The organism is Streptomyces sp. MMG1533 (assembly GCF_001279775.1).
Classification (GTDB): domain Bacteria; phylum Actinomycetota; class Actinomycetes; order Streptomycetales; family Streptomycetaceae; genus Streptomyces.
The window spans coordinates 1-22,713 of sequence record NZ_LGDG01000265.1; the positions used below are offsets into that span (position 1 = coordinate 1).

The window sequence follows — 22,713 nt, forward strand, 5'->3', positions numbered from 1 at the left end:
GATCGCCCACCTGCTGGGCTCCGTCCCGTACCAGGAGGTGCCGCCGCCGGTGCTGGAGTTGCCCCCGCGGCCGCCCTCGACCGGCTACCAGCGCCCGCCGCGCGATCTGCAGACCTACGTCCCCGATCACGCGGCAAGCCTCTGAGCCGGTCACCGTGCTCACTCCGAGGCGGGTATGACGGCCACCGGGCAGGCGGCGTGGTGCAGCACCGCGTGGGCGACCCGGCCGAGGTGTCCGTGGCGGCCCCTGGAACCGACGACCAGGAGGTCGGCGTGGTGCGAGGCCTCCACCAGCACCCTCCAGGGGTGGCCCTCGGCAGTACGGCGGCGCACGTCCACGTCCTGCGGAGCGTCCCGCAGCGCCGTCTCCAGCGCTTCGACGGCCCGCTTCTCGTGCAGCCGTCCGGGCTCACCCGCGAGCAGGGGGTGGTCGGTGGCCTCGGGGGCGGGGCACCGCCAGGCCCGGACCGCCTCCAGCGGCACCCCGCGCAGCCTCGCCTCCTCGTAGGCGAAGCGCACGGCTTCCGACTCCTTGCCGTCCTCCCCGACGCCCACGAGCACCCGGCCGTGGCGCGGGGCCCGGTTCTGGTCGTCGTGGCTGCCGCGGACCACGATGACGGGACAGTGGGCATGCGTGGCCACCGTCAGGCTGACGGAACCCAGCAGCGCTTCGGCGAGGGCACTGCGGCCGCGGGTGCCGACCACCACCGCGGTGGCGTGCCGTCCCTCCCGCGGAAGGGTGTACTCCGGCTCCTCCGGCGCCACGTCCACGGACATCATCAGCGCCGGGTACCGGCTGCGGACCCGCCGGGCGGCGGCCGCGACGATGTCGTCGGCCATGACCTGCTCCGACGGCTTGTCGAGGTCCGCGGAGAGCGCGGCGCCCTCGTAGCGCTCCCACAACGAGGCGTACACCACCCGCAGCGGCACCCCGCGCAGCGCGGCCTCATCGGCCGCCCAGTCGACGGCCCGCAGGCTCGGCTCGGAGCCGTCCACTCCCACGACCAGGGGACGTTCCCTCATCGTCGTCACCGCCCCGCACCCAGGTCGAACACGATGCGGGCCTTGACCTCGCCGCGCAGCACTTCGTCGATGGACTCGTTGACGGAGGCGAGCGGACGGGTCTCCTGGATCACCCTGGTGCGTCCGGCGGCGTGCAGCCGGAAGACCTCGGCGAGGTCCTGCCGGGTGCCGACGATGGAGCCGATCACCGAGGTGCCGTTCAGCACGGTGTCGAAGATCGGCACCTGGATCGTGCCGTGCGCCGGCAGGGCGACCATGACGAGCTTGCCGCCGCGTCGCAGCCCGGAGTGGACCGCGGCGAACGCGGCCTCGTTCACGGCGAGGGCGATCGCGGCGTGCGCGCCGCCGTAGCGCTTGAGCGTCTCGCCCACGTCGTCCTTGCGGGCGTCGATGACGAGGTCGGCGCCGAGTTCCGCGGCGAGGTCGAGTTTCTCGTCGGTGACGTCGATCGCGGCGACCTGCGCGCCGGCGATCTTCGCGTACTGCACCGCGAGGTGCCCCAGTCCCCCGACGCCGGATATGGCGACCAGTTGCGTGGGCCGTACGCCGGCGACCTTCAGCGCCTTGTAGGTGGTCACGCCCGCGCAGGTCAGGGGTGCGGCGTCGAGCGCGGTGACGCCCCGGGGCACCGGCTGCGCGAAGTCGGCCGAGGCCAGCATCTTCTCGGCGTACCCGCCGTCGCAGCCGTACCCGGTGTTGACCTGCTGCTCGCACAGCGTCTCCCAGCCGGACAGGCAGTGCTCGCACCGCCCGCACGCCCAGCCCAGCCACGGCACCGCGACGCGCTGTCCCACCGCGAGGTGGGTGACGCCGTCGCCGAGCTTCTCGACCAGTCCGACGCCCTCGTGTCCGGGGACGAACGGCGGGTTCGGCCTGACGGGCCAGTCGCCGTGCGCGGCGTGGATGTCGGTGTGGCACAGGCCGGACGCCTCGACCCGGACACGGACCTGTCCGGGGCCGGGCTCGGGGTCCGGGCGTTCCTCGATGACCAGGGGCTCACCGAAGGCCCGTACGACCGCTGCCTTCATGATTGCTGCTCCTCGGATTGCTTCAGTCGTGCGGGACGACGGCGACGGGGGCGGTGGAGTGGTGCAGTACGGCGTGCGTGACGGGGCCGACGTGGGCGCCGAGCGGGCTGCGCCGGATCCGGCGGCCCACCACGACCAGAGAGGCATCGCGGGAGGCGTCCACCAGGTGGTTGGCGGGGCTGCCGGAGCGGGACTCCTCGACGACCTCGACCGCCGGGTACTTCTGCCGCCAGGGACGCAGCGCCTCGGTGAGCTCGGCGGCCTTCTGGCGGGCGATCTCGCCGTGCAGCTCCAGGTCGGCGGCCAGGCCGTAGACGTAGTACGGCGGCAGGTTCCAGCCGTGCACGACCCGCACGGAGGTGCCGCGGCGGACGGCCTCCTCGAAGGCGAACGCGAGCACCGCGTCGTCGGGGCCGTCCGTGTCGAGACCGAGCACGACGGGCCGGAACGGGGTCGCGGCGGAAGGGATGCCGGCCGGGTCCATCTCGTGCTCGTCGGCGGCCTGTTCACCGGCCCGGACCAGGACGATCGGCCGCTGGGCGTGCGCCACCACGGAGAGTCCCACCGAACCGACCATGAATCCGGCGACCCCGCTCAGCCCGCGCGTGCCGAGGACGAGCAGTTCCGTGTCCTTCGACAGGCCCGCCAGTACCTCGCCGGGCCGGCCGTTCAGCTGCTCGGCGATCACTTCCAGGCCGGGGTGACGCAGTCGGAGCCCTTCGGCCGACTCCCGGGGAATCCGCTCGGTCCAGTGCTGTTGTGTCTCGGCGCCGAGGAGCGGTGCCTGCGCCATGGGCTCCGGTACCGGCTCCCAGACGTTGACCAGCTTCAACGGCAGTTCGAGCAGCTGTGCCTCGCGGGCCGCCCATTCGGCGGCGGCCTGGCTCTCGGGTGAGCCGTCGAGGCCAACGATGACGGTGCGCGTCATGATCTCCACCTTCTGAATCGGGGGGCTCCGATTCGAGCATCGTCTTCCAACGGGGTCCTTTGCAGGGGCCGCAGGTCCTCCATGGGGGCCGACCGGCCCTACCGACGGGCCGGCACGGCGGACCCGGACCCCCCGGTGGGGTCCGCCGTGCCTCCCGAGGTCAGCGCAGCCGGCGGCTGCGGCGAACCATCGGGAGCCTGGCCCAGAGCTTGCCGACGCCCAGGGTGTCGCCGGCGGAGGTCACGGCCAGGGCGATCAGGACGACGGCGTAGACGACGTGGTAGTCGACGAACGGGTTGGTGGACATGCTCGGCGAGCCGTCCGACAGGTGTCGGGCGGGCGGCCACTCGGCGATCCACATCAGCGCCATCATCGCGACGCCCGCGAAGGCGGCGAGCCGCAGAGCGATGCCGCCGATCAGGGCCAGCCCGATGCCGAGCAGGCCGGCCATGAACAGCCAGTCCGCCCAGGTGTCCCCCGCCCAGGAGTGGAAGGTGGACTCCATCGGCCCTGCGGCGACACCGCTGAGGAAGCCCTTGGTCGGCGAGCCGCCGTCGATCCAGCCCTTGCCGGACGAAGTGGCGTAGCCGAGGCCGAACGCCTTGTCGAGGAAGGCCCACAGGAAGACGAACCCGGTGAGCAGACGCAGGGACGCGAGGGCGTAGGCCTGCACGGTCCGTGTGTCGCCGAGTGCCGACACGGCCGGCCCGGAGGAGGAGGCGGTCCGGCTCCTGCGGAAGGACGGCAGGCCAAAGCCCGGGCTCCGATGAGGGTGCTCGTGTACGGACATGGCGGTGATCCCTTCGGGGATGTCCGGTCGGTGCCTGACGCCCCTCACTCTGGTGTCGCGCGCCGGTGCCCGCCGGATGCCGAAGGTCCGCGGCCGCTGGGCTGAACGGCCCTGGCCGCGAGGCCCGTTGGGCCCGTTGTGGCCAACCTGACGGTTCGCCATCGGTGTATGTCTCGCGGCTGGTCGCGAGTCGGTGGATCCTGAGGTCATCCGGCGAAAGGTGACTCATGGTCCAGGGCTCGGGCGGGCACGCCTCGAGGTGGCTCCGGCTGGTGCCCGGGCTCGGCGTCCTCCTCGGCTACCGGCGCTCGTGGCTGAAGGGCGACCTGCTGGCCGGCGTCACCGTGGCCGCGTATCTCGTGCCGCAGGTCATGGCCTACGCCGGTGTGGCCGGGCTGCCTCCGGTGGCGGGACTGTGGGCGATCCTGCCCGCCCTCGGGCTGTACGCGCTGTTCGGTTCCTCGCGCCTGCTCTCGGTCGGCCCCGAGTCCACGACCGCGCTGATGACGGCCACGGTGGTCGGCCCGCTCGCCGCCGGAGACCCGGGGCGTTACGCCGCGCTGGCAGCTGCCCTGGCCGCCACGGTCGGACTGCTGTGCCTCGCGGCATGGGCGGTACGACTGGGCTTCCTCGCGGACCTGCTCTCCCGCCCGGTCCTGATCGGCTATCTCGCGGGAGTGGCGCTGATCATGATGGTGGACCAGCTGCCCAAACTCACCGGGGTGGGGACGACGGGGACCAGGTTCTTCTCTCAACTGTGGTCGTTCTTGGCGAATTTACCGGACGCGCATCCCACCACCGTCATCTTCTCGGCCGCCGCACTCACCTTCCTCTTCGTGACGGCACGGTACTTCCGTGCCGTGCCCGGCCCCCTGCTCACCGTGGTCCTCGGCACGGTGTCCGTGCTGGTCCTCGACCTCGACGACCGGCACGGCCTCAAGGTGATCGGCGACGTCCCGTCCGGGTTGCCCGACCTGGCCGCACCGGACCTGGGCGAGCTGCCCCACCTGGTCCTGCCCGCCCTCGGCGTGCTTCTCGTCGCGTACACCGACTTCATCCTCACCGCACGGGCCTTCCGCGGCCGCGACGACGACGGCCCCGGTCTCGACGCCGACCAGGAGTTCCTCGCCCTGGGCACGGCCAACCTCGGAGCCTCTGCGTTGCACGGCTTCCCGGTGAGCAGCAGTGCCAGCCGCACCGCCCTCGCCTCGTCGGCGGGCGCCCGCAGTCAGGCGTACTCCCTGGTGGCCGGAGCGGCGGTCCTCGCCGTCCTTCTCTTCCTCAGCCCGCTGCTCGCCCGGACGCCCTCCGCCGTCCTCGGCGCTCTCGTCGTCTACGCCGCGATCCGCATGATCGACCTCGCGGGCTTCCGCCGGCTGGCGTCCTTTCGCCGCAGAGAGCTGCTCCTGGCTCTCGGCTGTCTGGCCGGGGTACTCGCCTTCGGCATCCTGTACGGCGTTCTGGTCGCCGTCGGCCTGTCGGTGGCCGAACTGCTGACCCGGGTGGCGCGCCCCCACGACGCGGTCGAGGGACTGGTGCCCGGCGTGGCCGGCATGCACGACGTCGACGACTACCCGCAGGCCCGCACCATCCCCGGCCTGCTGGTCTACCGCTACGACTCGCCCCTGTTCTTCGCGAACGCGGAGGACTTCCGTCGTCGGGCTCTGGCCGCCGTCGACGAACAGAGCGACCCTGTCCGCTGGTTCGTCCTCAACACCGAGGCCAACGTGGAGGTCGACATCACCGCCCTGGACGCGGTCGACGAGCTGCGCCGCGAACTCGCCCGGCGCGGCGTCGTGTTCGCCCTCGCCCGGGTGAAGCAGGACCTTATGGACGACCTGAAGGCGTACGGCCTCGTGGAGTCCGTGGGGACGGACATGATCTTTCCGACCCTGCCGACCGCGGTGACCGCCTACCGGACATGGTGCGGCGATCAGTAGGCCGCAGACCGGATGGTCAGGGCGGGCAACCGTGCCGGCCGGCCCCGGCCCGAGGGCCGGGTGGCCCATGGCCCGTCACACGGAGCGGATTCACGCTGGGAATGGCAGTTCTCGGGTTCCGTCGGGAGGCACGCCATGACTGCTCCGCCCCCTACCCCCAGCATGTTGCGCGCGCTGCCCGCAGAGCACGGGCAGCGGCTCATGCGCATCGCCCGGGAGGTCTCCGTCCCGCAGGGGACGCGCCTCTTCGAAGAGGGCTTCCGCGCGGACCGGTTCTGGATCATCCGCACCGGCACCGTCGAACTCGACATGCACGTGCCCGGCCGCCGCGCAGCGGTCATCGAACGCCTCGGACACAACGAACTCATCGGCTGGTCCTGGCTGTTCGCACCGCACGTCTGGCACCTGGGCGCCCAGGCGACGACCCCGGTTCGGGCGTACGAGTTCGATGCCGCTGCCGTTCGCGCGATGTGCGAGGAGGACCCGGCCCTCGGGCATTCCGTCGCCCAGTGGGTCGGCGAGGTACTGGCCCACCGCCTGCGTTCCGCCAGGATCCGCCTTCTGGACCTGTACGCCCCCTATGGCTCGGGCAGTGTCGTCTGACCAGCCCTCGACCGGCAGTGACGGAGGAGTCACGATGCACGGCACCCCCCACGTCAGCGATGTCATGACCCACACGGTGACCGCCGTCGGCCGCAGGGCCACCTTCAAGGAGATCGTGCAGCTGATGCAGGACTGGAAGGTCAGCGCCCTGCCGGTCCTCGAGAGCGAGGGCCGCGTCGTCGGTGTCGTCTCGGAAGCCGATCTGCTGCACAAGGAGGAGTTCCGCGACAGCGACCCCGACCGGTACACACAGCTGCGGCGCCTGTCCGACCTGGCGAAGGCCGGCGCGGTGACCGCCGGAGAGCTGATGACCTCTCCCGCCCTCACCACCCGGCCCGACGCGACACTCGCCCAGGCCGCACGCACCATGGCGCACGCCAAGGTGAAGCGGCTCCCCGTGGTCGACGAGCTGGGCATGCTGGAGGGCGTCGTCAGCCGGTCGGATCTGCTCAAGGTGTTCCTGCGCGGCGACGAGGAGATCGCCGAGGAGGTCCGGCGGGAGGTCGTGGCCTACCTCTTCCCCGCCCCCGCGTCAGCGGTACGGGTGAAGGTCTGCGACGGAGTCGTGAACCTCGCCGGACGCGTCCGGGACACGTCCCTGGTCCCCGTGGCCGCGCGCCTGGTACGCGCTGTCGAAGGAGTGGTGGACGTGCAGTTCGAACTGTCCGGCCACGACACCCCGCCCGAGTTCGGGCGTGTGCCCTGAGGGAGCACCCACCCCCTCGTCGGACCGACCGGCCCGGCCTCCGCCCGACCTCCGCGAGGGCCGCCTCATCGGATGACCGCAGCCGGGAGGGGCCGCCGGACCGTGGCCGTTGAGCCGAATGCGGTCACTCCCCCGGTTCGATGGGGCCGGTCGGCCCTAGTGCATCCGGCCCCGGCGAGTGATGATCGTCGTCACGGACAGTCCGCGGTCCGTACGTCACGTCGTCGGGGAACCAAGGGGTCGTCATGGCCGAGGCACACACCTTCAGCGAGCAGCACCCCATCCGTGTGTTCCTCCTGGACGACCACGAGGTCGTACGGCGCGGCATCACCGACCTGCTCGACGCCGAACCGGACATCAGTGTGGTCGGCGACGCGGACACGGTCGAGCACGCACTCGTGCGCGGCCCCGCGCTGCGCCCCGATGTCGCCGTGCTCGACGTTCGGCTGCCGGACGGCGACGGCATCACGGTCTGCCGGGAACTGCGCAGCCGGATGCCCGAGCTGGCCTGTCTGATGCTGACGTCGTTCGACGACGAGGACGCCCTGCTCGACGCCATCATGGCCGGGGCCGCGGGCTACGTCCTCAAGCAGATCAAGGGCTCGGACCTGATCTCGGCGGTCCGCACCGTCGCCTCGGGCCAGTCGATGCTGGACCCCGCCACGACGGCCCGTCTGATGCGCTCGCTGCGCGCAGACCCGGCCGAGGCCCCGGCCGTGTCGCCCGAGCTGGCGAGTCTGTCCCCGCGCGAGCGGGACATCCTCACCCTGATCGGGGACGGGCTGACCAACCGCGAGATCGGCAAGAAGCTCTACCTCTCGGAGAAGACGGTCAAGAACCACATCAGCCGGCTGCTGGCCAAGCTCGGCGTGCAGCGCCGGGTCCAGGCCGCGGTCCTCGCCTCCCAGCTGGAGCAACCCGATTCGGGCGAACGCTCCGCACACTGACGAACGCCTGGGCCATCAGGGCCCGCAGAGGGCCCAACGGCCCCTGCCGGGCGCGCCCCCCCGGACGACACGCTGGAGCGGTCCCGAGAAGCTCCGTGCCCCGTAGGAGGCGTGGGGCGGGGAGGAGCTTCCCATGCCTTCGGCAGTGCTCGACGTCCCGACCCTGGAGACCCTCGTCTCCGCGGCCGTGGCCGCGCCCTCGATCCACAACACCCAGCCCTGGCGCTTCCGGCTCGACCCGGACACGCTCACCCTGGAGATCCGCGCCGTAGCGGAACGAGGCCTGCACCGCATCGACCCGACCGGACGAGCCCTGCATCTCTCCGTCGGCTGCGCCGTCCTCAATCTGCGGTTGGCGGTCGCGCACTTCGGCTGGGCACCCGTGACCCGGCTGCTCCCGCGCCCCGACCAGCCGGACCTGCTCGCCACCGTGCGCATCGGTGGCGCCGTCCACGGCACCTCACTCGGCCTGTACGACGCCCTGTGGCGCCGGCACAGCAGCCGCTTCCCCTTCTCCGAGCGGCCACCGCCCGCCGCCGTACTCACCGAACTCGCCGAAACGGCCCACGCCGAAGGGGCCCGGCTGCACCATCTCGCCACCCATCAGACCGAGCGTCTGCTGCAGCTGACCAGGGAGGCGGAGCACCGCAACACCGCCGATGCCGACCGTGCCGGCGAGAGCCGCCGCTGGGTGCACGCAGTGGACGACACCGCCCTGGGCATGCCGCCCGAGGCACTCGGGCGGCAGGACTTCCGCGACCACCTCCCGATGCGGGACTTCGGCGCCCACCGCCACCCGGACGTGCTGGCGGCCCGCCCCTTCGAGAAACACCCCTCCATCGCCGTCCTGTCCACCACCCACGATCGACGCACGGACTGGCTGCGCGCGGGTCAGGCCCTCGAACGCGTGCTGTTGGTGGCCACCGTCCACGGCCTACGGGCGTCCCTTCTGCACCAGGCGCTGGAATGGCCCGACCTGCGCGAGCACATCGCACCGCCGGCCGACGAGAGCCGTGCCCACGCGCAGATGGTGATCCGCCTCGGATACGGCCCCGAGGGTCCCGCCACGCCGCGTCGCACAGCCCGGCAGACGCTGGCCGAGGAGCACGCCGCACACAAGGCGGAGTAACCCTGCTCGCGGCGGAGCCGGGTCGAAAGCCCCGGAGGCAGGACGCCCCGACTCCTGCCTCCCCCTCCCCCAGCCACCACCCATGCACGTCTGCACGGTTCAGCGCACTCTTCCCCGAGGTTTCAGCGGCACCGGCGGAAGCGCGGGAGCGGGCAGCGGAGCGCCGTCGTACCCCTTCACCTCACCGAAGCGCGACCCCGTCATCCAGTCCTCGCGAGCCTGCACGATCTCTTCCTGGGACCGCCCGATCCAGTTCCAGAACATGACCAGCTCCTCCTCGAACGGCTCACCGCCCAGGAGCATCAGGTCCGCGTCGGACTCGGCGCGCAGCGGGAGTTCGGTGCGGCCGCAGCCGAGGTAGAGCATCGAGCCCGGCAGTACCGGCACACCGTCCACGTGCGCCTCGCCGGACATGGAGAGCACGGCGTACTCGAAGTCCGGTTCCAGCGGCAGGCGTACGTCCGTGCCGCGGGCGAGGGTGAGGTCGGCGCCGACGATCGGGGTGTACGTCGTGCCGGGCGAGGTCGCGCCGTCGAGGCTGCCGAGGATGAGCGTCGCCGTCAGGCCCGGTGCCGTGACGAGGGGCAGCTCGGCGTGGTGCTCGAAGTGCGGGTCGGTGTGGCGGTGGCCGTCCGGGAGGGCGACCCACAGCTGGGCGCCGTGCAGGAACCGGGCGTGGGGCCTGGGGCTCTCCTCGGAGTGGCTGATCGCCCGGCCGGAGGTCATGAGGCCCAGTTCGCGCGGTCGGATCGTCTGGAGGCTGCCTGTGGAGTCGCGGTGCAGCACCTCGCCCTGGTGCAGCCAGCTCACGGTCTGCAGGCCCATGTGGGGATGCGGCGGCACCTGCATGCCGGGTTCTTCGGCGATGTCGTCGGGGCCGTAGTGATCGACGAAGCACCAGGCGCCGACCATACGGCGGCCCAGGTTGGGCAGCAGGCGGCGGACCTCGGTGGACTCGCCGAGCTTGACGTGGCGAGGGCTGAGGAGTTCCCGGACGGGCTCGGCCACCACGAAGCCGCGGCCGCCGCACAGGGCGGGAACCGCCTCGCGATCAAGATTGCTCATGCCGCTCAACCTAGCTCCGCGCGGGCTCCCGCGTCAGGCCAACAACCCCCCGTTCATTAGTAGCCATGGATATAATATCCATGTACTGTATTCACGGAATCGAGGAGCCGTGAACCGAGGAATCGAGGAGCAGTCATGACCACCACCGCACCCACCGTCGGCGGCCGCACCATCGGCCTGGCCCACTACGCCGGACGCGCCGTACTGGAGAACGTCCTGGCCCGCTACGGATTGGTGTTCCAGCAAGGGGTGACCCTGCGACTCGTCGCGGTCGCCGACGGCCCCGTCGAGCGCGACGGACTCGTCGCGCAGGTCGTCGACAGTCTCAAGACCGAGGCTGCGGACGCGCACGGCGTCGTCGACGAGCTGGCCGCGAAGCATCTGGTGACGATCGATGGCCCGAAGGTGCTGATCACGGAAGCCGGACGGGATCTGTACGTCGAGACGAGCACCGAGACCGGGAAGATCTCGGCCCGCATCTACGCCGGCATCCCCGCGGAGGACCTGGCGATCGCAGGGCGTGTGCTCGCCCTGGTCACCGAGCGGGCGAACGCGGAACTGGCCGCGCTCGCCGGGCAGTCACCCAAGTAGTGGAATGTTTGACCATCTCGCGGGGTTGAAGGCGGCGAAGGAGGTCAGCAGTGGAGATGACGTACTACGACCACGGAACGCCGACGGAGCGCTGGGAGCGCGCGCGGATGTTCTTCGACGCGAAGGACTACGCCGCCGCGGCGCGTGTCCTGGGCGGGCTGGTCGAGGAGGTGCCGGAGCAGACCGGACCGCGGCTCCTGCTGGCCCGCGCCTACTATCACTCGGCCCAACTGCGGCGCGCGGAGAGCGAGTTGCGCGTGATCGTCGAGCGGGACCCGGTGGAGCACTACGCGCGGCTGATGCTGGGCCGCACGTTGCAGCGGCAGGGCCGGCACGAGGAGGCGGAGCCGCACATGCGCCTCGCCTCGGCGCTCGCGGGCGACTTCGAACAGCTCTGAACGGACTGCGGCCCGGGCCCGGTTCCCTTTCCCGGGAACCGGGCCCGGGCCATGTGTCACGCCGCCCTCCGTCGTGCAGGTCCGCTACTTCGCGTCGGCGCCGCTCGCCTGTGTGCTTCGCCCCCGCCGGTGGGCGATCTCGCCGAGCAGGACGTCCACGACGATGAACGCGGCCAGCGGGATGCCGAGCAGCGGCACGAAGTAACCGAGCACGGCGATCACCGCAACGCACGGCAGCAGGATCTGCGGAGGCACCTGCTGCCAGGCACCGCGCGGGATCGGCCGCCCGAAGGAGGAGCCGCGGCCGCGCTGCCACCACATGCGGTAGCCCAGCACGATCAGCAGGATCAGCGAGAGCGCGAGCAGCATCAGCCCGATCTGGTTGACCAGGCCGAAGAGGACTCCGGTGTGCAGGTCGATGCCCCAGCGGGTCAGCTTGGCCAGCACCGGGTAGTCGTCGAACCGCAGGACGTCGGTGACCTCGCCGGTGGCCGGGTCGACCGCGACCGCGTCCTGTTTCTCGGGCCAGCTGCGCTGCACCTGCTTCACCACGTACGCCGACGAGGCGTCCGCCGGCGGGACGATCTCGACGGGGTCCCCGAGCCCTTCCGCGCGGGCGGCGGCCAGGATCTTGTCGAGGCCCACGCCGTGCTCCGCGTCCCCGGCCGAGGCGGACTCGCCGTGGCCCGAGTGGTCGCCGCCGGCGGTCGCCGTGACCGACGGGGTGGACTGGCCGAGCGAGGTGCGCAGTTCGTCGATGTTCGCGCCGGCATAGGTCGACCAGGTCAGGCCGGTCGCCGACAGGAAGAAGAAGCCGATCGCGGCCCAGACGCCTACGGTGCCGTGCAGGCCGAGCGTGCGGCGCCGCCCACTGGTGCCGCGCACCTTGCGCAGCGCACGCCGGCGGGCGAACCACAGGACCAGTCCGCCGGCCGCGATCACCGACAGCCAGCTGGCGGCGAGTTCGCTGTAGAGGCGGCCGTTCTCCCCCAGGTGCAGATCGCGGTGGAACTCGTCGATCCAGGTGCGCAGCGGCAGCGCGCCGGTGGAACCGTACTGCTCCAGCGCGCCCCGCACCTTCGCGGTGTACGGGTCGACGAACACGGCCAGGGTGTGGTTCGGGTCGACGCCCTTGACGCCGGCCAGCAGCACCCTGGTGGTCGCGTCGTCCTCCGGCGAGGGACGTACCGCCGAGACCGTGCCCTCGGGGTGCGCCTCGCGGGCGGCGGCCACCTGCTCGGAGATCGGCAGCTTGGCGTCGCCGACGGCGGAGACGGTCATCTCGTCGGCGTAGACGATCTTCTCGGCCTGGAACGCGCCGGCGTACAGGAACCCGGTGACGGCGGCGACGAAAAGGAACGGCGCGACGAACACGCCGGCGTAGAAGTGCAGGCGCAGGATCAGCGGGCGCAGTGGGGACCATGTACTGGGGGACGGCGGTGCCGGGGCGGCGGCGGGTTGCGGGGCCTCGTCCGTGGTGGTCGAGGGAACGGTGGACATCGGCGGACTTCTCCCGGGGCAGGGGGCGGTTCTCGGCTGTAGCGGTCCAGAAGTCGGGGGAAAGGGGCGCCGAGTTCCCGAGGGCGCGTGTGGCGTGCGTCACTCGGGACGGTGAGAGGTGCTCGGCGGCGTCGTGGCATCCTGGCGCGATGGTTTCTTCCCGTGATCGCGCGCCCCTGGCCGAACAGGTCGAGGAACTCCTGGCCACGGACGGCCCGTTGCCCATCGTCGCGGCCGGCGATCCGGTGCTGCGGCGCGGTACCGAGCGCTTCGACGGCCAGCTGGAGCCCGCGCTGCTGGCCCGTTTCGTCGAGGCCCTGCGGGTCACGATGCACGCGGCACCGGGCGTGGGCCTCGCCGCACCACAGGTCGGTGTGGGGCTGCGGATCGCGGTCATCGAGGACCCCGCACCCGTGCCGGAGGAGGTACGGCTGGTGCGCGGACGGGTTCCGCAGCCGTTCCGGGTGCTGGTCAATCCGTCGTACGAACCCCTCGGCACCGCCCGTGCCGCGTTCTTCGAGGGCTGCCTGAGCGTGCCGGGCTGGCAGGCGGTGGTGGCTCGGCCCGCCGAGGTGCGGCTGACCGGCGAGGACGAGACGGGCCGGCCGGTGGACGAGGTGTTCGCCGGCTGGCCCGCCCGGATCGTCCAGCACGAGACCGACCACCTCGACGGCATGCTGTATCTCGACCGCGCCGAACTGCGCTCGCTGTCCTCGAACCAGGCGATGGTCCGGTGGTGGGCGCAGCCGACGCCTCAGGAGGCGGCGGCCTGCCTCGGCTTCGAGCTGCCCCGGTGACAGGCCGGGTCAGTTGTCCCGGTAGGCCTCCAGCAGCCGCAGCCACACCTCGCTGATCGTCGGATACGACGGGACCGCGTGCCAGAGCCTGCTGATCGGTACCTGACCGGCGACCGCGATCGTCGCCGAGTGGATCAGCTCGCCGACGCCGGGGCCGACGAAGGTGACGCCGAGGAGGATCTCGCGTTCGAGGTCGACGACCATGCGGGCGCGTCCCTTGTAGCCGTCGGCGTACAGGCCCGCTCCGGAGACGGAGGCAAGGTCGTAGTCGACCGCGCGGACGCGGTGTCCGGCCTGTTCCGCCTCCGCCAGGGAGAGTCCCACGGCGGCCGCCTCGGGGTCGGTGAAGACGACCTGGGGGACGGCCGCGTGGTCGGCGGTGGCCGTGTGGGCGCCCCAGGGGTCCGACTCCAGGATGGGGACGCCAGAGGCGCGGGCGGCGATGGCGGCGCCCGCGATCCGGGCCTGGTACTTGCCCTGGTGGGTGAGGAGGGCACGGTGGTTGACGTCTCCGACCGCGTACAGCCACTGGCTGCCGGTGACGCGCAGGCTGTCGTCGACGTCCAGCCAGGAGCCGGGGTCCAGGCCGATGGTGTCGAGGCCGATGTCGTCGGTGCGCGGGGCGCGTCCGGTGGCGAAGAGGATCTCGTCGGCCTCGATGCGGTCGCCGCTGTCGGTGACGACCACGACCGTGCCGTTCTCGCGGGTGACCGACTCGACGGAGGTGCCGGTGCGCACGTCGGCGCCGGCCTCGACGAGGGCTTCGGCGACCAGTTCGCCGGCGAAGGGCTCCATGCGGTTCAGCAGGCCCTTGCCGCGGACGAGGAGCGTGACCTGCGAGCCGAGGGCCTGCCAGACGGTCGCCATCTCGGTGGCGACCACTCCCCCGCCGACGACGACCAGCCGGCCGGGCGCCGTCTGGGCGCTGGTGGCCTCGCGGCTCGTCCAGGGCTTGACCTCGGCGAGGCCGGGCAGGTCGGGCAGGACGGCGCGGGTGCCGGTGGAGACGGCCACGGCGTGCCGGGCGGTCAGCACCTTCTGCTCGCCGTCGGGGCCGGTGACCGTGACCGTGCGCGGTCCGGCGAGGCGGCCGTGTCCGCGGTAGAGGTCGGCGCCGATGCCGTCGAGCCACTGGATCTGGCCGTCGTCCTTCCAGTGGGAGGTGTAGTAGTCGCGGTGGGCGAGGACCGCGGCCGTGTCGAGGGGGCCCTGCACCGCCTGGCTCAGGCCGGGTGTGCGGCGGGCGTCGGCGCGGGCGATGACCGGGCGCAGCAGGGCCTTGCTGGGCATGCAGGCCCAGTACGAGCATTCGCCGCCGACCAGCTCGCTTTCCACGACCGCGGTGGAGAGGCCGGCCGCACGGGTGCGGTCGGCGATGTTCTCCCCCACGGGCCCGGCACCGAGCACCACGACGTCGTACGCGATGGTTTCCGTTTCCGTCATGGGGTCAGTCTGGTGGGTGGTGTGCGCGGAGGCCACATGGGTAAGCGCGCGGAATATGTACCGGGGAGGCCGTGTTGTGCCAGCGGTTTCGCCCCCCACCAGGAAGAGGGATCACGCCATGAGCAGCACCGTGGAGCTCACCAAGGAGAACTTCGACGAGACGGTCACGGACAACGAGTTCGTCCTGATCGACTTCTGGGCGGCCTGGTGTGGCCCGTGCCGGCAGTTCGCGCCGGTCTACGAGAAGGCGGCCGCGGAGAACCCGGACCTGGTGTTCGGCAAGGTGGACACCGAGGCGCAGCCGGAACTGGCCGCGGCCTTCGGCATCCAGTCGATCCCGACGCTGATGATCGTGCGTGACCAGGTCGCCGTGTTCGCCCAGCCTGGCGCCCTGCCCGAGGCCGCCCTGACGGACGTCATCGGGCAGGCCCGCAAGCTGGACATGGACGAGGTCCGCAAGGCCGTCGCCGATCAGCAGGCGCAGGCCGAGCAGAACGGCGCGTAAGCCCCCCACCCGCTCTTAGAAGGGGTAGGGCGCCACGTCCGCGCGTACCGTCGTCCAGCGCACGTCGGTGAAGGCCTCCAGGTTGGCCTCGCCGCCGAAGCGGGCGCCGGTGCCGGACGCGGCGACGCCGCCGAAGGGGGCGACAGCCTCGTCGTTCACGGTCTGGTCGTTGATGTGGACGATGCCGGTCGGGATCCGCTCGGCCAGGTCGAGTCCGCGGGCGGCGTCCCGGGTGACGATGCCGAGCGAGAGGCCGTAGGGGCCGACCGCGGCCAGGGCGGCCGCCTCCTCGGGCGTGCCGAACGACCGCACGGGTGCGACCGGGCCGAACACCTCCTCCGCATAGGCGGGCGTGCGGTCGTCGACGTCGGCGAGGACCGTCGGCCGGTAGAAGAGCTCCTCGTGCCTGCCGCCCGCGGCCAGCTTGGCGCCCTGGGCCGTGCTCGCCTCCACCAGGCCGTGGATCTTTGCGAGCTGGCCCGAGTCGATGACCGGGCCGAGATGGACCTGACCGCGGAACGGGTCGCCGACGGCGAGCGAGTCGGCCTTCGCCGCCAGCCGCTCGACGTACTCGCCGTACAGCGACTCGTGCACCAGGTGGCGGCCGGTGGTCATGCAGATCTGGCCCTGGTGGAAGAAGGAGCCCCAGGCGGCGGTGGAGATCACCGCGTCGAGGTCGGCATCCTCCAGGACGATCAGGGCGGAGTTGCCGCCGAGTTCCAGGTGCGCGCGCTTGAGATGACGTCCGGCTGCCTCGCCGACGGCACGGCCGGCCGCGGTCGACCCGGTGAAGGAGATGACCGGCACCCGCGGGTCGGAGACCAGGGCCTGGCCGGCGTCCGGTCCGCCCGGCAGGACGTGGAAGAGCCCCTCCGGCAGGCCCGCCTCGGCGAAGACCGCGGCCAGTGACAGCCCGCCGCAGACCGCCGTACGCGGGTCCGGCTTCAGGAGGACCGCGTTGCCGAGGGCGAGCGCCGGGGCGACCGAGCGGATGGAGAGGATCAGCGGGGCGTTGAAGGGTGAGATCACGCCCACCACGCCGACCGGGACGCGCCGCGTGTAGGACAGCCGGGGTGCCTCGCTGGGCAGGACCTGCCCGGCCGGGCGGGAGGCAAGGGCTGCGGCCTCGTAGCACTCCTGGGCGGCGACGTGCAGTTCGAAGTCGGCCTTGCCGGGGATGGACCCGGACTCGCGGACCAGCCATTCGCGCAGTTCGTCGGCGTGTGCGGCGAACAGGTCGCCGGCCTTGCGCAGCACTGCGGCGCGGACGAAGTGGGGCACGCGGGCCCACTCCGCCTGGGCGGTACGGGCGGCCTCGGCGGCGGTCCGGACGTCCTCGGCGGTGGCGAGGGTGACGGCGGCGAGCGTGTCGCCGGTGGCGGGTTCGGTGACGGCGTGTTCAGGTCCCGACAGGGTGCGGGACTGCCAGGTCTTGGGGTCGAGCAACGGCATGACGGCTCTCCGTTCGGTCACCGGCGGGACTCACAGGGCGAGCGGAAGTCCCGAGTGGTTCGCGGCCAGTTCGGCCGCCGCGTGGCGGGATGCGGTGATCCGGCGCAGCCGTGCGAGCTGCATCCGGTCGTCGAACGCCTCCCCATTTGGTTGAGCGTGCAACATCCTAGTCATGTCGTACGAGAACCGGGGGCGCCTGCCCCACCCGCGCCAGGGACAACTCAAAACAGCCGTCCAGGAGCTGTCCGGACGCCGTGCGGTGCAGCACGGCGAAGGCCGGCGCGAGGACTCGGACGTCGGACACCGCGAAGTCGAGGCCCTTGGCTCCGGTCGGCCGGACGGTGTGGGCGGCGCCCCCGGCGAGCAGCAGCCGTCCGCGGCGCATCGGCTCGTGGATGTGACTGCGCATCGGCGTCACGGACTCGGCGGTGATCGGGCAGGGTGGGCGCCTGCCGTGCGGGGCGCAGCCACGCTCGCCACGGGCGTAGATCAACTCGTCGCGGGACGGCAGGACGTCGGCCAGGATCCCCGGCCAGGAGTACGGGCAGTGGCGGGCGTACGTCCGGCTCGCCTCCGTCGGGAAGGCGTCACGGGCGACACCGTGGGAGCCGTCGCAGCCGGCCACCCGGTCGCAGGTGAGCCTCCGCTCGCGGCCCTCGTGCCGGAAGCGTACGACGGGCCGCCCGCTCTCCGCCTTCACGACCGCCGGCGCCTGAGCGTCGGACAACAGCGGTGGCCCGCCGACCGGTTGGAACCCGACAAGGTCCCTCACGGTCTCGGTCCGGGCGTAGCTCGTGACGGTACGGCCGCCGATGAGGGCCGGGAAGTCGATGCGGTGGCGTTCGCCCGCGAACCGCAGCTTGATGCCGTGATGCACCGGCCCCTCGGTGTCGAGCCGGTCGGCGGCGCCCGCCTCGCGCAGGGCGTCGACCGTGCCCTGCTCCGCCATTCCGGCGCGCCGGCGCCGTTCGACGTACTCCCGTGTCCCGCTCTCCGGACCGCACAGCCGATGCCGGCCCGGTGCAGCAGACGGGCCAGGGGCAGTCCGGCGAGGCGGCCGCCGATGATGCCGACCGTCGTGCGCATGGCCCGCCTCCCTGGAGGTCAGCTGGAGTCGCGGTGCACCACCGAGGCTCCCAGCACCGTGTGCGTCTCGGGCGCGGCGCCGGGGTTGCGCACCGCGCGGTCGACCAGTTCGGCCAGGTCGCGGCCGGACGGCAGCTCGATGTGGACGGTACTCAGTCTGGGCCGCAGCAGCCGTCCGAGCATCAGGTCGTCGGCGCCGATCACCGCCGTCTCCCCCGGGATGGCGACGCCCTCGTCCTGCAGGGCGCTCATCAGCAGCATCGCGTACTCGTCGTTGTAGGCGAACACGGCGTCCAGGTCGAGCTCGCGCCAGCGGGCGGCGAGCCGTGCGGCGGCGTCCTCCTCGTAGGCGAGGGGCAGGTCGGTGACGGTTGCGTCGGTGCCGTGCAGAGCCCGTCGCACGCCTTCGAGGCGGGGCGCGGAGAAGGCGTCCAGGCCGGGTTCCCCGGGTACGACGACGCCGATGCGGCGCCGGCCGCGGGCGTACAGGTGGGTTCCGGCGCAGTGGCCGACGGCCTCGTGGTCCATGAGCAGGGCGTGGGCGCCCTCGACGGCCTGGGGACCGAGGGTGACCACGGCCCGGGCGCCGGAGCGCTTGAGCACCGTGACGTCCTTGGGGCCGAGGCCGGAGCCGGGCACCAGGACGGCGACCGGGCGCAGCTCGGCCCAGGCGCGGGCGGCCTCGTCGCCGTGCAGACCGACCGTGCCGAACTGCACGACCGTGTAGTCCAGGCGCCCCAGGGCCCACTGGAGTTCGCTGATGAACTGGGTGTAGAGCGGCCCTACCGGGAAGGTCGGCGCGGGCATCAGGACCATCCGGCTGTGCCCGGCGCGCAGGCTGCGGGCAGCCGCGTGCGGCACGTACCCGAGCTCCTTGGCGGCCTCGTGGACGCGGCGGCGCGTGGGCTCGCTGATCCGGACGGCGCTGGTGTTGTTGAGGACGTAGGAGACGGTCGCGCGCGACACGCCGGCGAGGCGGGCCACATCGGCGCTCGTGGGCACGGAGCGCGGTACGGGCGACGCGGGCGTGGGCGTTTTCGGTATCTGCACCATGACGTACCGCATCTTTGCAGAACCTGTGCGTGAGCTTTCGGGTGGGGGAACTTCGCGGCGAAATCGATGGTCAGCGCGACTGTTCGCCCGCGGTCGCCGTCACCCGGTCGACCAGGTCGCACCAGCCGGCCTCCAGGCGCTCCATCGGCATCCCGCACTGCCTGGTCAGGTGGTGGATCAGGACGGGGCTCAGATATCCCATCAGCGTGTGGGCGAGGAGCTCGCTGTCGGCGTCCGGGACGGCCTGCCGAAGGAGCATGGCCACGTGGCTGCGCAGGACGCGGCGGGGCGGGACGGAGAACCGGCGTTCCGGGCTCGGTTCGGCCGCCAGCTGCAGGTCGAGTTCGTCGACCGAGCGGCGCAGCAGGGCGCAGCCGAACGCCCGCAGCCGCTCGGCGGGGGGTGCCCCGGGGCCCAGCGGCGGGGCGCCGCCGAGGAACGCGGCCTGGAACTTCTTCTCGGAGTGGTCGAGCAGTGCGGTCAGCAGGCCGGTGCGGTCCCCGAAGCGCCGGAAGACCGTCCCCTTGCCGACCTTCGCCGCGGCGGCCACCGCCTCCATCGTCACACCGGCCGCACCGTGTTCCGCCACCAGCCGGGCGGCGGCCTCCAGCAGCCGGGCCCGGTTGCGCGCGGCGTCGGCGCGCAGGCAGGGCTCCTCCTCGAAGGGCCCGACCTGCAGCAACTCGGGCTGCGCGACGGGCTCCTGGGGCTGCGGGAAGGGAGGCAGGACGGCGGACATGAAAACAGCGTAAAGCATCGGGAACAAAACTGGACCACGGTCCGGTTAGGGTGCTAGAAAGTTAAACGGACCTCGGTCCGGATCGTAACGGCAGTGTTTCAGCACTCGGGAGTTTCGCATGTCTGTTCGTATTCTTGCGCTCGTCGGCAGCCTTCGTACCGGTTCGACCAACCGCCAGCTCGCCGAGGCGGCCGCCAAGCACGCTCCCGAGGGCGCCGACGTGGTGCTGTTCGAGGGCCTGGCCGACATCCCCTTCTACAACGAGGACATCGACGTCGAGGGCAGCGTCCCGGCCGCCGCGGCCAAGCTGCGCGAGGCCGCTGCCGCCTCCGACGCCTTCCTGCTCTTCTCGCCGGAGTACAACGGCACCATCCCGGCCGTCCTGAAGAACGCCATCGACTGGCTGTCCCGCCCGTACGGCGCCGGCGCCTTCGGCGGCAAGCCCGTCGCCGTGGTCGGCACCGCCTTCGGCCAGTACGGCGGCGTCTGGGCGCAGGACGAGGCCCGCAAGGCCGTGGGCATCGCGGGCGGAAAGGTGATCGAGGACCTCAAGCTCTCCATCCCCGGCTCCCTGACCCGCTTCGCCGAGACCCACCCGTCCGACGACGCCGAGGTCGCCGCGCAGCTCACCGAGGTGGTCGCCCGCCTGCACGGCCACGCCGGCGAAGCGGTCGCCGCCTGACGGGTCCGGACCCCGGAAGGGGGCTGGAACCGCCGAATCGCCACAGGTCCCGCAGGGGGCCGGAGCACGCACAGCGCTCCGGCCCCCTCCGCGTGTTCCCGGGCGGGCGAGATCGCTCCCGCACCCAGGGGTGCGCGTCCCGGGCGGGCGACATCGCTCGTACGTCACGCCACCGCCGTGGGCGCCAGCTCCCGCAGCTCGGCCAGCGCGGCCACCACCGCGGGGCGTGTCCGGCCACCCCGGCGGGTGCAGGTGAGCAGCTTGCGGTGCGGGTTGCCGGTGCAGTGCACCCGCGCGATCGGCAGGTGCGGGGTGAGGTGGGCCAGCCGCGGGATCAGGGCGACGCCGAGCCGGTTGGCGACCAGATGGGCGGTGACGTTCCAGTCCAGGGCGTGATGGACGACGTCCGGCGTGAACCCGGCCTCACCGCACGCCGACAGCACATGCGGACGGCAGGGGCTCTCCGGCACCGGGGCGATCCAGTCCTCGTGCGCCGCCTCCGCGAGGTCGACGCCGGTGCGCCCGGCGAGCGGATGGTCCTCGGGGACGACCAGGTCGAAGGGGTCGTCCAGCAACGGCTGCTGGTCGAAGCGCGCGTCACCGAGCGGCGGGTTGTGCGGGGTCGCCTCGACGACCGCCAGATCCGTCTCCCCCTCGAAGAGCAGGTCGAAGCTCTCCGGCACCGCCGCCTCCTGGATACGGACGGCCAGCCGCGGGTGCCGCTCGCGCAGCCGGACCGCCATCGGCGCCAGCAGCACCGAGATGGCCACGGGGAAACCGCTCACGCGCAGCGGCCCGGCGGGCTCGCCGTGGTCGGCTCGCAGGTCGAGTTCGGCCTGTTCCCAGCGGGCCTGGATGGCGTCGGCGTGCGCGAGCAGGCTCTCGGCGGCCGGGGTGAGCCGTACCCCGCGCCCCAGCGGTTCGAGGAGGTCGACGCCCAGCTCGCGGGCGAGCTGGCGGATCTGCTGGGAGGCGGCGGAGGGCGTGAAGTGCAGGGCGCCGGCAGCGGCGGTGACCGTGCCGTAGTGCGCCACCGCCCGCAGGACATGGAGCCGGCGCAGATCAATCATGAAGCCCAGGCTTCAAGGTCGGCTCCAGAAAGTCAACCTGGACGTGTACGAAGACTTCGACGCACCCTGGCTGTGTCGCGACGGCCCACCAGACCTCCGTACGAAGGAGTCCCCCATGACCAGCACGACCGGCGCCGTCTGCCCGCACTGCGGTTGGCCCGACGGCGCCGAGCCCTTCCAGGTGGTGTCCCGGCACGGGACGGCGGCGGGGAGCACGGTGTGGACCCGCTGCGGCTGCGGCTCGCTGCAGGTCCGCGTCGTCGACGGCCGGGGCACGCGGATCGTCTCCCGCAGCCGCCCGGCCGCGGCTCAGTCCAGCTCGGCCAGCCGCTGAACGGCCGGGGCCGCGAAGCGCTCGATCCACTCGGCCGGCTCCCCGATGCGCGGCGCGAGGATCACCGTGTCGATGCCGAGCTTGCCGTAGCCCGCGATGTCCCGGGTGAAGGCGTCCAGGTCGCCCTCGGTGGCCGGCTCTCCCGTGTAGGCGACGGTCTTGCGGATCTCGTCGTCGTCGCGGCCCTCGGCCTCGCAGTGGGCGCGCAGGACGTCGAGCTTGTGCCGGACCTCTTCGGGTGAGGTGGCGAACAGATTGCAGGCGTCGCCGTACCGGGCGACCAGGCGGAGCGTCTTCCGCTCGCCACCGCCGCCGATCATGATCTCGGGGTGCGGGCTGCTCACCGGCGCCGGTACGCACAGGGTCTCGGCGAGCCGGTAGTGCTCGCCCTCGAAGGGGCCGTTCGCCTGCGGGTCCCACATCTGCCGGCAGATCCGCAGGGTCTCCTCCAGCCGTTCGAAGCGCTCCGCCAGCGGCGGGAACGGCACGCCGAGCCCGTCGTGCTCACGGTCGTACCAGGCCGCCCCGATGCCGAGGGTCGCCCGGCCGCCGGACAGTACGTCGAGGGAGGTGACGATCTTGGCGAGCAGCCCGGGGTGGCGGTAGGTCACTCCGGTGACCAGCGCGCCGAGTCGGACGGTCGAGGTGTGGGCGGCGAGATAGCCCAGCGTCGTGTACGCCTCCAGCATCGGGGCCTCGGCACCGCCGTTGAACTCCATCTGGAAGTAGTGGTCCATGACCGACAGCCGGCTCACGCCCGCCGCCTCCGCCGCGGCGCCGGTCGCCGCGAGTTCGGCGCCGAGGGCGGGGCCGCCCCCGCCGTGGTCGAACCGGTTGATGTGCACGCCCACCCGCATGTCCGCCTCCGCTCCCCGGGATCACCCGGACCTTCACCGACCCTGGT

Annotated in this window: 23 protein-coding genes and 2 pseudogenes; 12 read left to right on the top strand and 13 right to left on the bottom strand. The window is 72.3% G+C overall.

Annotated features, from left to right (window positions below; genetic code table 11):
• Positions 1–145: pseudogene (locus tag ADK57_RS49515) on the top strand (polyphosphate kinase 2); the annotation flags it as partial.
• A 14-nt stretch (positions 146–159) separates the two neighbouring features.
• Here ADK57_RS49515 and ADK57_RS40215 read toward each other — a convergent pair.
• The 4 genes from ADK57_RS40215 to ADK57_RS40230 all read right to left on the bottom strand — a co-directional run bounded on the left by ADK57_RS40215 (position 160) and on the right by ADK57_RS40230 (position 3,769).
• A complete protein-coding gene (locus ADK57_RS40215; protein ID WP_053754684.1) occupies positions 160–1,023 on the bottom strand; it encodes a universal stress protein in 864 nt (287 codons plus the stop codon).
• A 5-nt stretch (positions 1,024–1,028) separates the two neighbouring features.
• Entirely contained in the window at positions 1,029–2,051 is a 1,023-nt protein-coding gene (locus tag ADK57_RS40220) for a zinc-dependent alcohol dehydrogenase (RefSeq protein WP_053754685.1), read from the bottom strand.
• Between the two features lie 22 nt (positions 2,052–2,073).
• Positions 2,074–2,979, bottom strand: coding sequence for a universal stress protein (locus tag ADK57_RS40225; RefSeq protein WP_053754686.1), 906 nt, complete (start codon positions 2,977–2,979; stop codon positions 2,074–2,076).
• A 160-nt stretch (positions 2,980–3,139) separates the two neighbouring features.
• Entirely contained in the window at positions 3,140–3,769 is a 630-nt protein-coding gene (locus tag ADK57_RS40230; RefSeq protein WP_053754687.1) for a DoxX family protein, read from the bottom strand.
• A 227-nt stretch (positions 3,770–3,996) separates the two neighbouring features.
• Here ADK57_RS40230 and ADK57_RS40235 point away from each other — a divergent pair, with 227 nt between their 5' ends.
• The 5 genes from ADK57_RS40235 (at position 3,997) to ADK57_RS40255 (ending at position 9,094) form a co-directional block, all read left to right on the top strand.
• Positions 3,997–5,709 (top strand): SulP family inorganic anion transporter, encoded by a 1,713-nt coding sequence (locus tag ADK57_RS40235; RefSeq protein WP_053754688.1) that lies wholly within the window; start codon positions 3,997–3,999, stop codon positions 5,707–5,709.
• Between the two features lie 135 nt (positions 5,710–5,844).
• On the top strand, positions 5,845–6,312 hold the full coding sequence (locus ADK57_RS40240) for a Crp/Fnr family transcriptional regulator (protein WP_053754689.1): 468 nt from the start codon (positions 5,845–5,847) through the stop codon (positions 6,310–6,312).
• Positions 6,313–6,346: 34 nt separating this feature from the next.
• The gene (locus ADK57_RS40245) at positions 6,347–7,018 is read left to right on the top strand and encodes a CBS domain-containing protein (RefSeq protein ID WP_053754690.1); all 672 of its coding nucleotides are present in this window, start codon (positions 6,347–6,349) and stop codon (positions 7,016–7,018) included.
• A 245-nt stretch (positions 7,019–7,263) separates the two neighbouring features.
• A complete protein-coding gene (locus tag ADK57_RS40250) occupies positions 7,264–7,965 on the top strand; it encodes a response regulator (protein WP_053754691.1) in 702 nt (233 codons plus the stop codon).
• A 133-nt stretch (positions 7,966–8,098) separates the two neighbouring features.
• Complete coding sequence (locus tag ADK57_RS40255; RefSeq protein ID WP_053754692.1) at positions 8,099–9,094, top strand: Acg family FMN-binding oxidoreductase; 996 nt, start codon at positions 8,099–8,101, stop codon at positions 9,092–9,094.
• Between the two features lie 99 nt (positions 9,095–9,193).
• Here ADK57_RS40255 and ADK57_RS40260 read toward each other — a convergent pair whose 3' ends face one another.
• Entirely contained in the window at positions 9,194–10,159 is a 966-nt protein-coding gene (locus ADK57_RS40260) for a pirin family protein (protein ID WP_053754693.1), read from the bottom strand.
• 135 nt (positions 10,160–10,294) lie between these two features.
• On the opposite strand from ADK57_RS40260, the gene ADK57_RS40265 reads away from it, so the two are divergent.
• Both ADK57_RS40265 and ADK57_RS40270 read left to right on the top strand, forming a co-directional pair.
• A complete protein-coding gene (locus ADK57_RS40265; protein ID WP_053754694.1) occupies positions 10,295–10,750 on the top strand; it encodes a hypothetical protein in 456 nt (151 codons plus the stop codon).
• Positions 10,751–10,800: 50 nt separating this feature from the next.
• Positions 10,801–11,148 (top strand): tetratricopeptide repeat protein, encoded by a 348-nt coding sequence (locus tag ADK57_RS40270; RefSeq protein WP_053754695.1) that lies wholly within the window; start codon positions 10,801–10,803, stop codon positions 11,146–11,148.
• Between the two features lie 84 nt (positions 11,149–11,232).
• Here the strand turns inward: ADK57_RS40270 and ADK57_RS40275 are convergent, their stop codons facing one another.
• Positions 11,233–12,648: a PepSY-associated TM helix domain-containing protein gene (locus ADK57_RS40275; protein ID WP_053754696.1), complete on the bottom strand. Its 1,416-nt coding sequence runs from the start codon at positions 12,646–12,648 to the stop codon at positions 11,233–11,235.
• A gap of 149 nt (positions 12,649–12,797) precedes the next feature.
• Here ADK57_RS40275 and ADK57_RS40280 point away from each other — a divergent pair, with 149 nt between their 5' ends.
• Entirely contained in the window at positions 12,798–13,445 is a 648-nt protein-coding gene (locus ADK57_RS40280) for a peptide deformylase (RefSeq protein ID WP_053754697.1), read from the top strand.
• Between the two features lie 9 nt (positions 13,446–13,454).
• Here the strand turns inward: ADK57_RS40280 and ADK57_RS40285 are convergent, their stop codons facing one another.
• Positions 13,455–14,888: a dihydrolipoyl dehydrogenase family protein gene (locus tag ADK57_RS40285; protein ID WP_053754698.1), complete on the bottom strand. Its 1,434-nt coding sequence runs from the start codon at positions 14,886–14,888 to the stop codon at positions 13,455–13,457.
• 118 nt (positions 14,889–15,006) lie between these two features.
• On the opposite strand from ADK57_RS40285, the gene trxA reads away from it, so the two are divergent.
• Positions 15,007–15,393 carry a thioredoxin gene (trxA, locus tag ADK57_RS40290; protein WP_053754699.1) on the top strand — a complete coding sequence of 129 codons (387 nt, stop codon included), beginning with the start codon at positions 15,007–15,009 and terminating at the stop codon, positions 15,391–15,393.
• 15 nt (positions 15,394–15,408) lie between these two features.
• Here trxA and ADK57_RS40295 read toward each other — a convergent pair whose 3' ends face one another.
• From ADK57_RS40295 to ADK57_RS40310, 4 genes and pseudogenes are all read right to left on the bottom strand, one after another.
• Entirely contained in the window at positions 15,409–16,845 is a 1,437-nt protein-coding gene (locus tag ADK57_RS40295; protein WP_053754700.1) for a benzaldehyde dehydrogenase, read from the bottom strand.
• 30 nt (positions 16,846–16,875) lie between these two features.
• Positions 16,876–17,931 (bottom strand): annotated as a pseudogene (locus ADK57_RS40300) (FAD-dependent monooxygenase).
• A gap of 18 nt (positions 17,932–17,949) precedes the next feature.
• Complete coding sequence (locus ADK57_RS40305) at positions 17,950–18,996, bottom strand: LacI family DNA-binding transcriptional regulator (protein WP_107091769.1); 1,047 nt, start codon at positions 18,994–18,996, stop codon at positions 17,950–17,952.
• A 58-nt stretch (positions 18,997–19,054) separates the two neighbouring features.
• Positions 19,055–19,723, bottom strand: coding sequence for a TetR/AcrR family transcriptional regulator (locus ADK57_RS40310; protein ID WP_053754702.1), 669 nt, complete (start codon positions 19,721–19,723; stop codon positions 19,055–19,057).
• 118 nt (positions 19,724–19,841) lie between these two features.
• Here ADK57_RS40310 and ADK57_RS40315 point away from each other — a divergent pair, with 118 nt between their 5' ends.
• Positions 19,842–20,405 carry an NAD(P)H-dependent oxidoreductase gene (locus tag ADK57_RS40315; RefSeq protein ID WP_053754703.1) on the top strand — a complete coding sequence of 188 codons (564 nt, stop codon included), beginning with the start codon at positions 19,842–19,844 and terminating at the stop codon, positions 20,403–20,405.
• 164 nt (positions 20,406–20,569) lie between these two features.
• Here the strand turns inward: ADK57_RS40315 and ADK57_RS40320 are convergent, their stop codons facing one another.
• Complete coding sequence (locus ADK57_RS40320; RefSeq protein WP_053754704.1) at positions 20,570–21,475, bottom strand: LysR family transcriptional regulator; 906 nt, start codon at positions 21,473–21,475, stop codon at positions 20,570–20,572.
• Between the two features lie 115 nt (positions 21,476–21,590).
• Between ADK57_RS40320 and ADK57_RS40325 the strand changes: the two genes are divergently transcribed.
• Positions 21,591–21,809, top strand: a complete 219-nt coding sequence (locus ADK57_RS40325) for a hypothetical protein (RefSeq protein ID WP_053754705.1) — start codon at positions 21,591–21,593, stop codon at positions 21,807–21,809.
• Here ADK57_RS40325 and ADK57_RS40330 read toward each other — a convergent pair.
• A complete protein-coding gene (locus ADK57_RS40330; protein ID WP_053754706.1) occupies positions 21,785–22,666 on the bottom strand; it encodes an LLM class F420-dependent oxidoreductase in 882 nt (293 codons plus the stop codon). The genes ADK57_RS40325 and ADK57_RS40330 overlap by 25 nt on opposite strands.
• Positions 22,667–22,713: the final 47 nt, after the last annotated feature.

Bases quoted from the DNA above. Each gene is read 5' to 3' on its own strand.
- ADK57_RS40235 (WP_053754688.1), top strand. From the start codon at position 3,997: ATGGTCCAGGGCTCGGGCGGGCACGCCTCGAGGTGGCTCCGGCTGGTG.
- ADK57_RS40330 (WP_053754706.1), bottom strand. From the start codon at position 22,666: ATGCGGGTGGGCGTGCACATCAACCGGTTCGACCACGGCGGGGGCGGC.
- ADK57_RS40250 (WP_053754691.1), top strand. From the start codon at position 7,264: ATGGCCGAGGCACACACCTTCAGCGAGCAGCACCCCATCCGTGTGTTC.
- ADK57_RS40245 (WP_053754690.1), top strand. From the start codon at position 6,347: ATGCACGGCACCCCCCACGTCAGCGATGTCATGACCCACACGGTGACC.
- ADK57_RS40260 (WP_053754693.1), bottom strand. From the start codon at position 10,159: ATGAGCAATCTTGATCGCGAGGCGGTTCCCGCCCTGTGCGGCGGCCGC.
- ADK57_RS40240 (WP_053754689.1), top strand. From the start codon at position 5,845: ATGACTGCTCCGCCCCCTACCCCCAGCATGTTGCGCGCGCTGCCCGCA.
- ADK57_RS40255 (WP_053754692.1), top strand. From the start codon at position 8,099: ATGCCTTCGGCAGTGCTCGACGTCCCGACCCTGGAGACCCTCGTCTCC.
- ADK57_RS40315 (WP_053754703.1), top strand. From the start codon at position 19,842: ATGTCTGTTCGTATTCTTGCGCTCGTCGGCAGCCTTCGTACCGGTTCG.
- ADK57_RS40310 (WP_053754702.1), bottom strand. From the start codon at position 19,723: ATGTCCGCCGTCCTGCCTCCCTTCCCGCAGCCCCAGGAGCCCGTCGCG.
- trxA (WP_053754699.1), top strand. From the start codon at position 15,007: ATGAGCAGCACCGTGGAGCTCACCAAGGAGAACTTCGACGAGACGGTC.
- ADK57_RS40275 (WP_053754696.1), bottom strand. From the start codon at position 12,648: ATGTCCACCGTTCCCTCGACCACCACGGACGAGGCCCCGCAACCCGCC.
- ADK57_RS40230 (WP_053754687.1), bottom strand. From the start codon at position 3,769: ATGTCCGTACACGAGCACCCTCATCGGAGCCCGGGCTTTGGCCTGCCG.
- ADK57_RS40280 (WP_053754697.1), top strand. From the start codon at position 12,798: ATGGTTTCTTCCCGTGATCGCGCGCCCCTGGCCGAACAGGTCGAGGAA.
- ADK57_RS40305 (WP_107091769.1), bottom strand. From the start codon at position 18,996: ATGCGGTACGTCATGGTGCAGATACCGAAAACGCCCACGCCCGCGTCG.
- ADK57_RS40225 (WP_053754686.1), bottom strand. From the start codon at position 2,979: ATGACGCGCACCGTCATCGTTGGCCTCGACGGCTCACCCGAGAGCCAG.
- ADK57_RS40265 (WP_053754694.1), top strand. From the start codon at position 10,295: ATGACCACCACCGCACCCACCGTCGGCGGCCGCACCATCGGCCTGGCC.
- ADK57_RS40320 (WP_053754704.1), bottom strand. From the start codon at position 21,475: ATGATTGATCTGCGCCGGCTCCATGTCCTGCGGGCGGTGGCGCACTAC.
- ADK57_RS40295 (WP_053754700.1), bottom strand. From the start codon at position 16,845: ATGCCGTTGCTCGACCCCAAGACCTGGCAGTCCCGCACCCTGTCGGGA.
- ADK57_RS40215 (WP_053754684.1), bottom strand. From the start codon at position 1,023: ATGAGGGAACGTCCCCTGGTCGTGGGAGTGGACGGCTCCGAGCCGAGC.
- ADK57_RS40325 (WP_053754705.1), top strand. From the start codon at position 21,591: ATGACCAGCACGACCGGCGCCGTCTGCCCGCACTGCGGTTGGCCCGAC.
- ADK57_RS40285 (WP_053754698.1), bottom strand. From the start codon at position 14,888: ATGACGGAAACGGAAACCATCGCGTACGACGTCGTGGTGCTCGGTGCC.
- ADK57_RS40220 (WP_053754685.1), bottom strand. From the start codon at position 2,051: ATGAAGGCAGCGGTCGTACGGGCCTTCGGTGAGCCCCTGGTCATCGAG.